The organism is Sphingopyxis sp. SE2, assembly GCF_032227185.1.
Classification (GTDB): domain Bacteria; phylum Pseudomonadota; class Alphaproteobacteria; order Sphingomonadales; family Sphingomonadaceae; genus Sphingopyxis.
Window position 1 is genome coordinate 959,960 of sequence record NZ_JAPMXW010000001.1, and the last position, 14,868, is coordinate 974,827.

11 protein-coding genes and 1 tRNA gene are annotated in these 14,868 nt (G+C 62.6%); 8 read left to right on the top strand and 4 right to left on the bottom strand.

Annotated features, from left to right (window positions below):
• The first annotated feature begins 1 nt into the window (after nucleotide 1).
• The 5 genes from OVY29_RS04505 to OVY29_RS04525 all read left to right on the top strand — a co-directional run bounded on the left by OVY29_RS04505 (nucleotide 2) and on the right by OVY29_RS04525 (nucleotide 6,401).
• Nucleotides 2-1,171 carry a Gfo/Idh/MocA family protein gene (locus OVY29_RS04505; RefSeq protein WP_037556936.1) on the top strand — a complete coding sequence of 390 codons (1,170 nt, stop codon included), beginning with the start codon at nucleotides 2-4 and terminating at the stop codon, nucleotides 1,169-1,171.
• A 42-nt stretch (nucleotides 1,172-1,213) separates the two neighbouring features.
• Complete coding sequence (locus OVY29_RS04510; protein ID WP_037556935.1) at nucleotides 1,214-1,948, top strand: FadR/GntR family transcriptional regulator; 735 nt, start codon at nucleotides 1,214-1,216, stop codon at nucleotides 1,946-1,948.
• A gap of 402 nt (nucleotides 1,949-2,350) precedes the next feature.
• Nucleotides 2,351-3,664, top strand: coding sequence for an MFS transporter (locus OVY29_RS04515; protein ID WP_313911019.1), 1,314 nt, complete (start codon nucleotides 2,351-2,353; stop codon nucleotides 3,662-3,664).
• A complete protein-coding gene (gene uxaC / locus OVY29_RS04520) occupies nucleotides 3,661-5,073 on the top strand; it encodes a glucuronate isomerase (RefSeq protein ID WP_313911020.1) in 1,413 nt (470 codons plus the stop codon). Before OVY29_RS04515 ends, uxaC begins: the two co-directional genes overlap by 4 nt.
• A complete protein-coding gene (locus OVY29_RS04525) occupies nucleotides 5,070-6,401 on the top strand; it encodes a mannitol dehydrogenase family protein (RefSeq protein WP_313911021.1) in 1,332 nt (443 codons plus the stop codon). Before uxaC ends, OVY29_RS04525 begins: the two co-directional genes overlap by 4 nt.
• A 72-nt stretch (nucleotides 6,402-6,473) precedes the next feature.
• Here OVY29_RS04525 and manD read toward each other — a convergent pair whose 3' ends face one another.
• The gene (manD, locus tag OVY29_RS04530) at nucleotides 6,474-7,682 is read right to left on the bottom strand and encodes a D-mannonate dehydratase ManD (protein ID WP_037555555.1); all 1,209 of its coding nucleotides are present in this window, start codon (nucleotides 7,680-7,682) and stop codon (nucleotides 6,474-6,476) included.
• Between the two features lie 129 nt (nucleotides 7,683-7,811).
• Nucleotides 7,812-10,811, bottom strand: coding sequence for a TonB-dependent receptor (locus OVY29_RS04535; protein ID WP_037555556.1), 3,000 nt, complete (start codon nucleotides 10,809-10,811; stop codon nucleotides 7,812-7,814).
• A 1,309-nt stretch (nucleotides 10,812-12,120) separates the two neighbouring features.
• On the opposite strand from OVY29_RS04535, the gene OVY29_RS04540 reads away from it, so the two are divergent.
• From OVY29_RS04540 to OVY29_RS04550, 3 genes are all read left to right on the top strand, one after another.
• Entirely contained in the window at nucleotides 12,121-12,612 is a 492-nt protein-coding gene (locus OVY29_RS04540) for an excisionase family DNA-binding protein (protein WP_037555557.1), read from the top strand.
• Between the two features lies 1 nt (nucleotide 12,613).
• Nucleotides 12,614-13,189, top strand: coding sequence for a putative toxin-antitoxin system toxin component, PIN family (locus tag OVY29_RS04545; protein ID WP_052182263.1), 576 nt, complete (start codon nucleotides 12,614-12,616; stop codon nucleotides 13,187-13,189).
• 459 nt (nucleotides 13,190-13,648) lie between these two features.
• Complete coding sequence (locus OVY29_RS04550) at nucleotides 13,649-14,140, top strand: hypothetical protein (protein WP_313911022.1); 492 nt, start codon at nucleotides 13,649-13,651, stop codon at nucleotides 14,138-14,140.
• A 75-nt stretch (nucleotides 14,141-14,215) separates the two neighbouring features.
• On the opposite strand, the gene OVY29_RS04555 is transcribed toward OVY29_RS04550, so the two are convergent.
• Nucleotides 14,216-14,291, bottom strand: a tRNA-Lys gene (locus tag OVY29_RS04555).
• A 43-nt stretch (nucleotides 14,292-14,334) separates the two neighbouring features.
• Nucleotides 14,335-14,856 (bottom strand): 2-amino-4-hydroxy-6-hydroxymethyldihydropteridine diphosphokinase, encoded by a 522-nt coding sequence (gene folK / locus OVY29_RS04560; protein WP_037555559.1) that lies wholly within the window; start codon nucleotides 14,854-14,856, stop codon nucleotides 14,335-14,337.
• Nucleotides 14,857-14,868: the final 12 nt, after the last annotated feature.

The window sequence follows — 14,868 nt, forward strand, 5'->3', positions numbered from 1 at the left end:
CATGACCGATACCAACCGACGCGACCTTCTGGGGCTTGGCCTTGCTGCCGGGCTCGCCGCAGGCTTCACGGCCGACGCGCTGGCGCAGTCCGCGGCGCGGGGCGATGCGCCGACCGAGAGCGCGCCTGCACGCCCGGCGCCCGAGGCGAAATATCGCGTGCCGTTCGCGGTCATCGGGCTCGATCATAATCATATCTATGGCATCACCGACGCCATGATCCGCGGAGGCGGCGTCCTCACGGCCTTCCATGCCACCGATCCCAAGCAGATTGCGATGTTCCGCGCGCGCTACGGCGATATTGCGCTGGCGCGGTCGGAAGACGAGATTCTAGGCAATCCCGCGATCAAGCTGGTCTGCAGCGCGGCCGTTCCCGGGCTGCGCGCGCCGCTGGGCATCCGCGTCATGCGCGCGGGCAAGGATTATCTCAGCGACAAGGCGGCGATTACCTCGCTGAAGCAGCTCGCCGAAGTTCGCCGCGCGATCAAGGAGACCGGCCGCAAATTTGCGATCATGTATTCCGAGCGGCTGGAAGTGCCCGCGGCGGTCATGGCCGGGCAGCTTGTCCACGACGGCGCGATCGGGCGCGTCATCCAGACCGTCAACCTTGCCCCGCACCGGCTGGCCGCGGCATCGCGGCCCGACTGGTTCTGGGACACGGCGCGCAACGGCGGGATCCTGACCGATATCGGCAGCCACCAGGCCGATCAGTTCGTCTATCTGACCGGCAGCAAGCGTGCGCATGTCGTCGCGTCGCAGACCGGCAATTTCGCGCATCCCGAACATCCGGCGTTCGAGGATTTCGGCGATATGATGCTGAGCGGCGACGGCGGCACCGGCTATGTCCGCGTCGACTGGTTTACGCCCGACGGTTTGCCGACCTGGGGCGATGGCCGTCTCTTCATTCTCGGGACCGAGGGCTATATCGAGCTCAGGAAATATGTCGACATCGCCGGGCGGCAGGGCGGAAATCACCTGCTTATCGCCGATAGGAAGGGCACTCGCTACCTGGATTGTTCCAAAGTGCCTCTGCCCTTCGGTCCGCAATTCGTCACCGACATCGTCGAAGGCACATCGGTGGCGCAGGAGCAGGAGGGGGCGTTGCTTGCCGCCGAACTGGTATTGACGGCGCAGGCGCATGCCAAGCCCGCCCGGCAACAAGCGACCTTGTAACGTATAGGCCAACAAGATAGCGCTTTCCTCAAGGGGAATGGCATGGAATCAAAACGGCTCTACGAACGCGTATCCACCGATATCGCGGCCAAGATCGAGGCGGGGGAATATCCGATCGGGGCGCGTTTGCCGTCGGAGCGGCAACTCGCCCAGTCTTACGACGTATCGCGGCCGACGGTTCGCGAGGCGATCATCGCCCTCGAGGTCGACGGGATGGTCGAAGTCCGCAAGGGGTCGGGCGTCTATGTGACGGCAACGTCGCATGCCGATGCTGAAGGCCCTTCGGCCGACGTCGGTCCCTTTGAACTCCTCGAAGCGCGCCGTCAGATCGAGGGGGAGGTTGCTGCGCTTGCGGCCGGACGGATCACCGACGACCAGCTTGCCGAGCTTCGTGCGCTGGTAAAAGCGATGGGCGACGCCGGCGCCGACAGCGCGCGCGCTGAGGTGGCCGATCGTCAGTTCCACGAACTGATCGCGAGCGCGAGCCTGAACAGCGCCTTTGTCGCGGTCGTCGAATCGCTGTGGGACATGCGCGCCCGCTCGTCGCTTTATCGTCTGCTCAGCAGCAAGGCGCATGTCGCGGGGGTCACCCCGAGCGTTGCCGAACACGAAGATATACTCCTCGCGCTGGAATCGCGCGATCCGGCGGCGGCGCGCATGGCGATGCAAAAACATCTGGGACGCGTGCTCGAAGCGCTGCTGGAGGCAACCGAGGTGCACGAGGTCGAACTAGCCCGAAAGCGGGTCGCCGACGAACGGAGCCGCTACGCCCCCTAACCGGGCCATACCGCCGCCGGACGATCTCGGCGGGCTGACGCCAATCTGTTTGGTATGGCCAATTTAAAAAGCGCTCTCCCTTCCTGTGCGACTCGGGCTGCGCCAATCTCTGTCGCGATCTGAGCATTTTCAGAAAATCTGTGGCAAACCACCTGTTGCAATCGGCCTGACCAATATCTATGAAAGCCGCACAAAGGGACGCGGAAAGCGTCCGGATCTGCGGCGGAGAATGTGATGCAGGCCTTCCCTTCTGATAACGCATCGGCGCGCCCTTTGACAGGCGGAGCCCTCCTGCTTGCGCGCGCCACCGGCGCGACCGCACCGGCCTTCTAACCATCCCCAGCCTTGCCGAGGTTCGTTCGGACGGGCCTCGGCATTTTTCTGGTGCCACGGGAGAGACATATGACGCAGGCCATCGCAGCCGGAACGGCGCCGCCGGTGCCCAAGGCAGGACGCTATCGCTGGCTGATCGTCGCGCTGCTGTTCGCCGCGACGACGGTCAATTATATCGACCGCACCATGCTCGGACTGCTCGCGCCCGCCCTCGGCGACGAGATGCGGTGGAGCGAGAATGACTATGGCAACATCGTCACCGCCTTCCAGGCCGCCTATGCGCTGGGCTTTCTCCTCATGGGTTGGCTGATCGACCGCTTCGGCCCCAAGATTGGCTACAGCATCGCGATCACCATCTGGACGATCGGCCATGTCGCCCATGGGTTCGCGGGGTCGATTGCATCCTTCATGGCAGCGCGTGTCGTCCTCGGGGTCGGGGAGGCGGGGCATTTCCCTGCCGTCGTGCGCGCGTCGAGCGAATGGTTTCCCCAAAAGGAACGCGCTTTGGCGATCGGCTGGGTTAACAGTGCGACGACGATCGGCGTCATTCTGACCGCGCCGACGATCTGGCTGTTCATGGTCTGGGCGGGTTTCGACTGGCGTCAGACCTTCATCTATACCGGCGCATTCGGCGCTCTGCTGCTGTTATTGTGGCTGTGGCTCTACAGCAATCCGCGCGAGAGCGGGAAGGTCAGCGATGCCGAACTCTCGTGGATCGAGCATGATCCGCCCGGGCAGGTCGAGCGCATCGGCTGGGGCCGGATCGTCACCAAGCGTGAGGCATGGGCTTTTGCGATGGCGAAATTCCTCATCGATCCGGTCTGGTATCTGATGCTGTTCTGGCTGCCCAAATATTTCGCCAGCACCTATGACGTCGACCTGAAGGTCGTGCTGCTCCCGATGATCATCATGTACCTGCTCTCGGACGTAGGCAGTATCGCGGGCGGCTGGCTCTCCTCGAAGCTGATCCAGCGTGGGCGCACCCCCAATTTTGCGCGCAAGCTGACTATGGTGATCGCCGGTTGTTTCGTGCTGCCGCTGCTGTTCGTCACGGGGCTCGACAATATGTGGCTAGCCATCGTCCTGATCGGTCTCGCGCTCGCCGGTCATCAGGCATTTTCGTCGACGATCGTGTCGATCCCACCCGACATGTTTCCCAAACGCGCGGTCGGGTCGGTGATCGGGCTTGGCGGCTTCATGGGCGGTATCGGCGGGATGATCATGGCCAAATCGACCGGGCTCGTGCTTGACGCGACAAATGGCAATTACACGATTATCTTTGCCGTGTGCACGACGGTCTATTTCCTCGCCGTGCTGGCGCTCCATCTTCTCAGCCCACGCCTGGCGCCGGTCACTGTCGAAAGCGAAGGCGCTCCCGTATGACGCGTCCGTTTCAGCTGCATCCCGATCGCTTGTTTCCGTCCAACCCCGCGCAGCGCGATATTAGCCGGCGCCTCTATGCCGAGGTTGCCGATCTGCCGATCGTCAGTCCGCACGGACACACCGATCCAGCGTGGTTCGCGGGCAATGCGCCCTTCGGCAATGCCGCCGAGTTCCTGCTCCATCCCGACCATTATGTATTCCGGATGCTCTATTCGCAGGGCATTTCGCTCGATGATCTGGGTATCCGGAACCGCGACGCCGACCCGCGCGAGAGCTGGCGGCTCTTTGCGCAAAATTATCACCTTTTTCGCGGCACCCCGTCGCGGATGTGGATGGATTGGGTGTTCGCCGAGGCTTTCGGGTTCGACGTGCAATTCGGCGCGGAGACGTCGGACCTCTATTACGACCTGATCACCGAGAAGCTTGCGACCGATGCCTTCCGCCCGCGCGCGCTCTTCGACCGCTTCGGGATCGAGGTGATCGCGACGACCGAAAGCCCCCTCGACACGCTCGAACACCACGCCGCGATCCGCGCCGCGAACGCAAACGGCGAGTGGGCGGGGCGGGTGGTTACCGCCTATCGCCCCGATCCGGTGGTCGATCCCGAATTCGAAGGCTTTCGCGATAATCTCCAGCGCTTTTCCGAACTGTCGGGCGAAGATGCGTTCAGCTACGCCGGTTATCTCGCCGCCCACCGCAACCGCCGCGCTTTCTTCGCTGAAATGGGCGCGACCTCGACCGACCACGGCCACCCGACCGCCGCGACCGCCGACCTCTCGGACGCTGAAGCCGAAGTTCTCTTCGTACGCGTCACCGGCGACGATGTCAGCGCCACCGATGCCGAACTGTTCCGCGCGCATATGCTGACGGTGATGGCGGGGATGAGCCTCGACGACGGGTTCGTCATGCAGATCCACCCGGGCAGCTATCGCAACCACAATCCCTGGCTGTTCGCCAACTATGGCCGCGACAAGGGCGCCGATATCCCCACGAGAACCGACTATGTCCACGCGCTGCGCCCATTGCTCGGAAAATATGGCAACGAAGCTGCGCTGACTCTAATCCTCTTCACGCTCGACGAGACGAGCTACGCGCGAGAGTTGGCGCCGCTCGCGGGCCATTATCCGGCGCTGAAGCTCGGCCCGGCCTGGTGGTTCCACGACAGTCCCGAGGGGATGCGGCGCTTCCGCAGCCAGACCACCGAGACCGCAGGCTTCTACAATACGGTGGGTTTCAATGACGACACGCGCGCCTTCCTGTCGATCCCCGCGCGCCACGACGTCGCGCGGCGCATCGATTGCGGCTTCCTCGCGCAATTGGTCGCCGAGCACCGGATGGAGGAATGGGAGGCGGCCGAACTCGCGGTCGACCTCAGCTACAATCTCGCCAAGGCGGCGTACAAGCTGTGAGGCTGTCGGCACAAACACCGCTCCCGGCGTCGGTGCAGGCGCCGGGTTACGACCGCGCCGCCCAGGCGGCGGGCATCGTCCATATCGGCATCGGCGCCTTCCACCGCGCGCATCAGGCCGTCTACACCGACGATGCGATGGGCGCGGGCGACCGCGACTGGGGCATTATCGGCGTGTCGCTGCGCTCGGGCGACGTCGCGGCGCAGCTGGGTCCGCAGGACGGGCTCTATACCGTCAGCACGCGCAGCGCCGCGGGCACGCGGCTCCGCCTGATCGGCGCGGTGCAGAAAGTGCTCGTCGCGGCCGGCGACGGCCAGGCGGTGATCGATGCGATCGCGGCGCCATGCACGCATATCGTCAGCTTCACCGTCACCGAGAAAGGCTATCTGCGCCGCTCCGACAGCTCGCTCGACCTCGCCGCAGCGGTCGGGAACCCAAGTCTCTATCGCTTCCTCGCCGCCGGGCTCGCGGCGCGCAAGGCGGCGGGGCTCGGCGGGCTCACCTTGCTCAGCTGCGACAATCTCGCGGGCAATGGCGCGGTGCTGCGCCGTTTGATGCGCGAATATCTCGCCGCCTATCACCCCGACCTGTCGGCGTGGTTCGATGGCGAATGCACCTGTCCCGCGACGATGATCGACCGCATCGTCCCCGCCACGACCGACGCCGACCGCGCCGCGGTCGAAGCCGCGCTCGGCGCACGCGACGAGGGCGCGGTGGTCACCGAAGCTTTCAGCCAGTGGGTGATCGAGGATGATTTCGCCGGCCCGCGCCCGCGCTGGGAAGCTGGAGGCGCCAAACTGGTGGCCGACGTCGCGCCCTATGAGGCCGCGAAGCTGCGCATGCTCAACGGCGCGCATTCGGCGCTCGCCTATATCGGACTGGGGCGCGGACACGAATTTGTCCATCAGGCGATCGCCGATCCCGAAATCCGTCCGGTCATCGAACGGCTGATGCTGGGCGAAGCCGCGCCGACGATCGACGCCGCGCCGGGGCAGGATCTCGCCGCCTATGCCGATGCGCTGCTGGGCCGCTTCGCCAACCCCGCGCTCGACCACCGGCTGATCCAGATCGCGATGGACGGCAGCCAGAAGATCCCACAGCGCTGGCTCGAAACCATGGCCTGGCATCAGGCGCGCGGGACGCGTTGCCCGTCGATCGAAGTAGCGATCGCGGCATGGATTGCCATTCTGAGGAGCGATCGTCCGATCGACGACCCGCTTGCAGACAAGTTGCGCGAAGCGGCGGCAGGCCCCGATGCGATGGCAAGGCTGTTCGGCGAAGGCGGCCTGCTCCCTTCGGGATGGCACCCCGAAGACATCATCGCTTGACCGCGACGGATCGGGGAAACGGGGCTGGCGGTTGCCCATGCATCGGCTCGGGCTGGGCCGCCTCGAGGCAGCCTACCAGTTGAACATCGTTCCGTCTTCGAGCCGGGCGACGGGCAGATAGGCGGGCTGATAGGGATATTTCGCCGCCAGCTTCTCGTCGATGTCGACGCCATGCCCCGGCGCGTCGCCGGCATACATATATCCCTGCTCGAACCGGTAGCTGTGCGGGAAGACTTCGTCGGTCTCGGGCGTGTGGCGCATATATTCTTGGATTCCGAAATTGGGGACCCATGTGTCGAAGTGGAGGGCCGCGCCCATGCACACGGGCGACAGGTCGGTCGCGCCATGGCTGCCGGTCTTGATCTGATAGATCGCGGCGAGGTCGGCGATCCGCCGCAGATGGGTGATCCCGCCGGCATGGACCACGGTCGCGCGGATATAATCGATCAGCTGGTTCTGGATCAGCTCCTTGCAGTCCCAGATCGTGTTGAAAACCTCTCCGACGGCCAGCGGGGTCGTCGTATGCTGCCGAATGAGCTTGAACGCGTCCTGATTCTCCGCCGGCGTCGCATCTTCGAGCCAGAACAGTTTTGCGGGCTCCAGCGCCTTGCCGAGCTGGGCGGCTTCGATGGGGGTCATCCGATGATGACCGTCATGGAGCAGATGATGCTCGAATCCATAGGTGTCGCGGATTTTTTCGAACAATTTGGGGATATGAGCGAGATATTTCTTCGTATCCCAGATCGTCAGCGACGGCAGCGCCGCGTCGGCGGGCTCGTAGAAGAGCTTGCCGCGGCCGACACCATAGGCGTCCCTGATCCCCGGGACGCCTGATTGCGCGCGAATGGCCTTATATCCCAGGTCGATATAATGGCCGACCGCGTCGATAGTTTCCGCGATATCGGCGCCATTGGCATGGCCATAGACCATCACGCCGTCGCGGCTCTTTCCGCCGAGCAGGTCATAGATCGGCATGCCCGCCATCTTGCCCTTGATATCCCAAAGCGCCGTGTCGACCGCCGCGATCGCCGACATGGTGACGGGACCGCGCCGCCAATAGGCGCCGCGATAGAGATATTGCCAGATATCCTCGATCCGGCGCGGGTCCATCCCGATCAGGCAAGGGATGACATGGTCTTCGAGATAGGAAACGACCGAGAGTTCGCGCCCGTTCAGCGTCGCATCGCCGATTCCGAAAACCCCCTGATCGGTCTCGATCTTCAAGGTGACGAAATTACGCCCCGGACATGTCACGATGACGCGGGCGGACTGGATCTTCATGCGATTTTCCTGTTCTCGTTACGGGAAGCGGGTCGGCTGGGCCCTGTAGAATTTGTCGTTGATATACCGCAACATATCGCCGTGAGCTTGTCCGGAAAACCGATCGATGCTCACGGCGAGATGCGAAGCTCAGAACTGGAAATTGACTGCCAGGCTGAACGTGCGACCGAAATAGGAGGTGTAGAGCGGGTCTTTCCGCGTTGTGTCAGTGTAGAGGCGGTTGGTCTCGTTGGTGATGTTCGACACCTCGGCGACGAGCTTGATATTGTCGTTGATGTTGTAGGAGGCCGAGGCGTCGACGAAGATCGAGCTCGCGTTTAGGTTCGCGTCGCTGTCGGTCGGACCGGGGACGCCGGTGAGGAAGGCCGCACGATAGTTGAGCGTCGAGCGGATGCTGAACTTGTCGTCTTCATAATAGAGCGTGGCGCTGGCGGTTTCCGGCGAGAGCCCGACGAGAGGCGCCTTGCGCGTGAGGGTTGGCGAGATGATGTAATTGATGCTCGATCGCACGCGCGTGAAGTTGGCGAGCAGACCGAAATTGCTGAGCGCCCCTGGCAGGAAACGGAACGGTAGCTGGAGGTTCGCCTCGAACCCGCGCAGGGGACCGCCGTCGGTGTTGTTGCTGCGCGTCACGCTGAAGAGTTCGTCGGGCGTGACGCCCGTGCCCGTGCCCTCGAGCAGCGACAGCGGGAGCCCAAGATCGCGGAACGGCACCAGCTGGTTTGTGTTCTGGATATAGGTCTCGATATTCTTGTAAAAATAGGCAACTGACAGCAACGAACCGGGCGCAAAATACCATTCGAGCGCGGCGTCGAGCGTGTTGGCCCGGATCGGATCGAGATAGGGGTTGGTGATCGATGCAGTGCGGATCACGATGTTCGCGCTGCCGCTGGGGATGAGTTGTCCATAGGACGGACGTGACATCACGCGCGCTGCCGAGAAGCGCGCGATCAGGTCGGGTGTGATGTCAAGGGCGAGATTGACCGACGGCAGCCAGTCCTCGTACGAACGATCCACCCTTGAGATCACATATTGCGTGGGATAGGGCGACCCGGCGGGCGCGGCGGTGGGGATCGGCCCATAGGTGTCGAAGCTGGTGCGGACATAACGGACACCGGCATCGCCCCGCAGCGCGAACGGCAAGGCGTCTTCGGTGTTGAACCTCACCATGACATAGCCCGACGTGTATTTCTCGTCGACCCCGCCATAGGTGCCCTTGGCGCACTCGAGGTTGCAATATTGATAACTGCTGAAATTCACCGCCTCGCGAAACTTGTCCGGATCGATGGCAAGGAAATCCTGCATCTGGCCGTTCAGATTCTTGCCGATGCCCTTCGTCACGAAGGTGATGTCGGCGAGCGACACGCCGGCGGGGAGCAACTGCGGCAGTGACTGGGCAGGGATCAGCTGGCGCTCGCGCGCGGTATACTTGTTGGTGCGATACTGGCCACCCACCTGAACGGTGAAGTTCGGCGCCGCCTCCCACTCGCCGTTGAGTTCGAAGGTCTTGCTGACGATCGTGTTTTTACGGATGAAACTCGAAATCTGACCGCGCTGCGTGCCGTCGGCCAGCGGCGGGCCATAGAGGAAATTGGCCGGATTGGTCAGGTCGATGCCGTAGCCGATCTTCGGGATGTCCGGATTGTCGCGGAAGTCGATCGAAAAATTGTCCGTGTCGTTCGAATCCATAGCGACCTGAAGGCGATCCACGTTCAATTTGGAATCGTTGATGCCGGCAAGGCCGAAGACGCGGAACGTGTCGGAGAAGCGATGGTCTATGTTGAGGTTCACCTGGCGGAACGTCGAAGTGAAATGCTCGTCCTGCATTTCCGACCGCAAGTCCACGCCGTCCCACAGCCCGTGGATCAGCGACCCGTTGTCATCGACTTCGATCTCGCGGATCGACATCATCGGCTGGCCGTTGTTCGCGGCGGTGCGGCCCATCGAGCGTGCATCGAGCATCGTGTCGAGGCGATTGACCTTGAAGCGGGAGTAAAGGCCGTCGAGCGAGATGTCGGTGTCGTCGGTGGGTTTCCATTGCAGCGTAAGCGACCCGGCCATGCGCTCCTGATTCTGGCTGCCCTTCACCGGACGGGGCAGGCGCGGGAGGAACACCCCACCGCCCGGGCGGCCCGACACGCCCGTTCGGCTCATGATATAGTCATAAGCCTCCTTGGTGCTGGTGCGGGGGTTGCCGGCGCTGCAGTTGTTGGCATCGGCACCGACCGGGGTGCCGCCATTGGCATAGCCCGGCGCGGGGCTGTCCACCGGCACGCCGCCATAGGTGTAGCCGACGGGCGTGCAAAAGGGGAAGATGATGCCGCCCGGCTGCTGTTGCCCGGCGACGTAGGACGGCAGGATGTCGACCGCCGAATAGGCGTATTCGTCGATGTGACGCTTCGAATAGGCAAGGCTGGCGAGCACGCCGAACGTATCGCCGAACTGTTTGGAAACGAGTGCGGATAGCCGCGGATCAGCCTTCTTGCTGATGTCGTTGTAGATTCCGCGTGCCGTGCCCGAGAAGACAAAGTCCTCATTCTGGTCGAACGGCCGGGGTGCGCGCAGGTCGACCGTCGCGCCGAGCGAACCTTCCTCGACGTCGGCGGAAGTCGTCTTGCGGACCGAAAGCGCGGAGAAGATTTCGGTCGGGAAGGTCACGAAGTCGAACGAGCGCCCCGTGGCGACCCCGCCGCGGATATCGCTGCCGCTGACCTGCGAGGTGCCCTCCATTCCGTTGATCCGCACGCGAGTAAATTGCGCGCCGAGACCGCGAACCGAGATATTGCGCCCTTCGCCGCCATCACCGCGCGACAAGGCGACGCCGGGAATGCGCTGCATCGATTCCGCGAGATTGGAATCGGGAAATTTGCCGATGTCTTCGGAGACGATGCTGTCGACGGCCGCGGTTTCCTGCCGCTTCAGGTTCAGCGCGCTATTAAGCGAACCACGGAAACCGGTGACGATGATCTCTTGCGTGTCAGACTGGGAGGAGGCGGCGTTCTCGCCTGTCGCACTGGTTTGTTCGGCCGACTGTTGCGTGGTGGTCTGGCCATGCGCTGGCGACACGATCAGCAAGCTCAGCAAACTCGTTGAAACAAGCAGGTGACGGCTGCGGCTATCTCGACTCATTCTACTCTCCCTTCGATGTGCACCAAGATCCATCGTCCTGATTGGGTCACGGGCGATCGATTTGACGTCGTGTATCCTGTCGCGGGATAGTCCTGTCAGTCCAATTTTACAATAGGCCTTACCAATTTCGAAATGGTCGGGATTACGCTCAGGTTGCGCGCCACATGTCCCGCCACCGCCGTGCCTGCACGGCATGGGCAGCGGAAGGATGTGATCAACGAAGAAAACCAAGATTCGACCGGGCCACAGGCGAGTCGCGTCGACAATGGTTGATTTCTAACCCTAAATTCGGAATGGGCCGGCGCCGAGCTGTCGGGCCCCGAGCCGGGCGCATTAGTCCCTCGTGCCAATTTTGATAGATTAGGGGGCCGTCTCGTCATATTTGGTAAGGCCAATGGCTCGAAGGCTTAGATGTCCGTACGGAGCACCGCGTCGCACGCCTGCGTGACGAGCCGGCGCGGCCGCCGGTACCCGGCGTCGCCTTCCAGGCGGGGGACTTACGCTTGTATCGAACGACCGGGCGATGGACCGCATCTCGCTGAGCGCGGGTCGACGTTGTGCAACCCAAGGAGCTGCAGGTTTATCTTCCCGCCGAGATCCACAATACGCTTTGCGTGAACGGTCCGACCATCCAGCTCCGCTTTACAGCTCATAACCTCCGTCTGGCGGCGACCATGGTGCGCTTGAGGTGGGCAACCTTTGAGACAGCTTCGGTCTGAAGCCCCGCCATGTCGCCGCCCCCATCCTGCCGACCGCTTTGCGCCTTATTCTGTTGAAAAACTCTGTAAACAGCTTTGGGCACCTCGGCGCGAGTACAAATATTAGCGCATTTCTAGTTACGACATAACTTTGGATCGCCACCCGGCCTCTTCGTACATGTTTATTACGACGGAGGCGTGGGCGAGATGCGTCGCCGGAGTTTTTCAACAGAATACGCCTCATGTCGGCCGTTCCGGCCTAATTTGCTTCATGCCTGAAAGCGGTCAGTCGATCACGACAAGGATGGCGACAAATTCGCGTCTCATGTCCGCCCTCGCGAACTAGGCCAACTCGCACTAGTGCGGTCGTTACTGTTCGATATGGGCTCTTCTGTGCGAAGCGGATTTTGCGGGTTTGATGTCTGTATCATTGGCCCGAGTCTCGCCGCGGTCGCTGTTTATTCCACCTCGATCTGCGCATGATCGGTTCGGCCGAGGATAGAAACGAAGCTTGATGCGTAAAGGATGAAGGAATCCATTTCGTTTATTTCGTCTATTGCGTTTATTTCGTTTATGCCCTATATGGGCACGACCGCGAAGGAGAGACTGTCATGGCTGCACTGCCCGTAAATCTGGAAGACGTGCACGAACCGAGTGTCGACGAAATCGATGCCGCGCGCACGGCTGCGCGGCAATTCTCGCGCTTCGATCGCAGTGCCTCGATCAGCTTTACCGCCAAGGCGCCTGACGCCGAGCCTGTCGAGCCGATCACGATCCCCGCGAATATCTTTCAGACCATCATCAAGATGCTCGTCGAAATGGGCAATGGCAATGCTGTCGCCGTCGTACCGGTAAGTGCCGAGCTGACTACCCAGCAGGCCGCTGACCTTCTGAACGTCTCGCGGCCGCATCTGGTCAAGCTGCTTGGCGAAGGAGCGATCCCTTACCGCATGGTGGGAACGCATCGAAAGCTTCTGGCGCGCGAAGTGCTTAACTATCGTGAGAAGACCGTCCTCGAACGCCGCAAGGCGCTGGCCTCGATGACCGAGCTCGACGAGGAATATGGCCTGATCGACGACGAACGCGTGGGATCGAAGGACTGAGATGCTCGTCGGCCGCTATTCCGCTTTCCTTGACGCCAATGTGCTCCACCCAGCATTCCTGCGGGGAGCTTTGCTCTGGTTTGCGGACGCGCGGCTGCTTCGCCCTGTCTGGTCGCAAGACGTTCTCGCCGAGTGGCGGCGGAGCATCCAGCGACGGCACGCCGATCTCGACGATACGAAAGTCGACCGGCTCCAGGCGATCTTCACGTCGCAATTTCCCGATGCCGAAGTGACCGACTATGCCGCATTCATAGAAGCGTTGGAGCTTCCGGACCCCGACGATCGTCACGTCCTCGCCGCGGCGATCGTCGGTCGGTGCCATGGGATCATCACAGCGAACCTCAAGCATTTTCCTGTCGAGGTGGTCTCGAAGTTCGGGATCGAGGTCGTCCACCCCGACGACTTCATCGTCAACATCATCGATATCGACGAAAACAAGGCGATCGCGGCGTGCAAGCGGCACCGTGAGGCCATGACCGTCACCATGCCGACGGCCGAACAATATCTCGAACGGTTCGAGATATGCGGGCTCATCCAGGCACATCAGCGGCTCTTGCCGCACAAGGAGCTCTTATGAAGAAGTGAGGGCCCGGCGGCAACCGGACCCTCACTGTTCCTCGTACAGAGGGGCGACAGGCGGTGCTCAACGAATATCTGCGCGCTGCCCGCGCCGCAAATCCGGGTGCCATCCGCGAAGGCCGCAAGAGCCCGCAGATTGTCCGAGCCGAGCGAAAAATTGAGGCCGAGCAAGATCTGGAAAGGGGCCTGCGCAAGCTAATCGAGGCGCGCGCACTCGGCAATGCCAAGGGCGTTGATCTCGACGGCAGCCAATCGGCGCCCGCGGGATCGACCGCCACCCCGAAAAAGACCAGAACCCCTCGCACCCGCGCCGCGGACGATCCCCTCGACGCGCAGTCGCAACGAACAGGAACTGCGCCAGCTTCAGCTCGAAGAATCGCGAGCCAAGGAACAGGTGGCCACGTCGGCGACCGCGCGCGCCGATATCGCCCGCCAGGCGCTCGCACTCGAAGCCGAGATGCGCCGCAAGGATATCGACGAGGCTGTGCGCAAAAAGACGCTCACCGGCGAGGAGGCCGACGCTCGCCGCAAGATCATCGATAATCTCTATGGCGCCGCCGACGAAATCACCGTGCAGGGCCGCGAGACGGCTTATCAGCTGGCTATCTCGCGCGAGGAGCAGGAACGCATTGCTCGCCTGCAGACCGACGCCATGCGCGACGAACCGACGCGCTCGGCGCCGAGGCCGGCATCACGGACGTGCGGAAGAACCGCGTCGCGATCAAGCGCCGGATGCTCGAAATCCAGCAGCAGATCGAACGGGGGGGCTGCTCGAATAGGCTATTGGCCCGCTAGATGGTCCAGCCATTGCTCCATGCCCGCTGATTGCATCCGCTCGAGCAGCGTCGGCTTCTCCATACCTTCCCCCGTCGATCACATCGTGATGCGGCTTGCTGTGGCAGCGGGCAGGAGGAATTGCACTTATCCGCAACGTGACGCGCGATCCTGACCATATACTTATTTCAACCGAATCCGCCCTAATCAGGGAGCCGTTCAATCTGTCAGAAAATGGTGGATTTTATAGTGGTGAGCCCTGCTGGGTTCGAACCAGCGACCTACTGATTAAAAGTCAGTTGCTCTACCGACTGAGCTAAGGGCCCATCGCGGCGCCGCCGAAGCGGGCTTGCGAAGTGAGCCGTCGCCCTAGTGCGCCGAGGCGCCCCGGTCAACCGGCTTCGGACGCGTCAGGCGCGCGGCAAGCTGGCGGATGCTGCGTCCGGTCAAGGGGTGCTGCCATTCGGGGGCTATCGCGCGGAGCGGGCCGAGCACGAAAGCGCGCTGTGCCATCGCGGGGTGAGGGATCTTCAAGCTCGCATCGGACCAGGCGCCGCCCGACCAGAGCAATATATCGAGATCGAGCGTGCGCGCGCTCCAGCGCTGGCCGGTGCGGCGGCCGAAATTCGCTTCGATCTCTTGCAGGCGCACGAGCATTTCGGGCGGACTCAGTTGCGAGGCGACGAGCGCGACGGCGTTCGCATAGCGCCGGCGCGACGGGCCGAGCGGATCGCTCGCGATGATCGGGCTCGCATCGACGGCCTCGATGTCGTCGCTTACGAGCGCCGCGAGCGCGGCGAGCAGCACGGCCCGGGGGTCGCCGTAACGTGCGTGGCGGCGATTCGACCCGAGGCCGATGGCATAAAGGGGGAGCGGCATTGCGTTGCTCATGCCCTCGCGCCT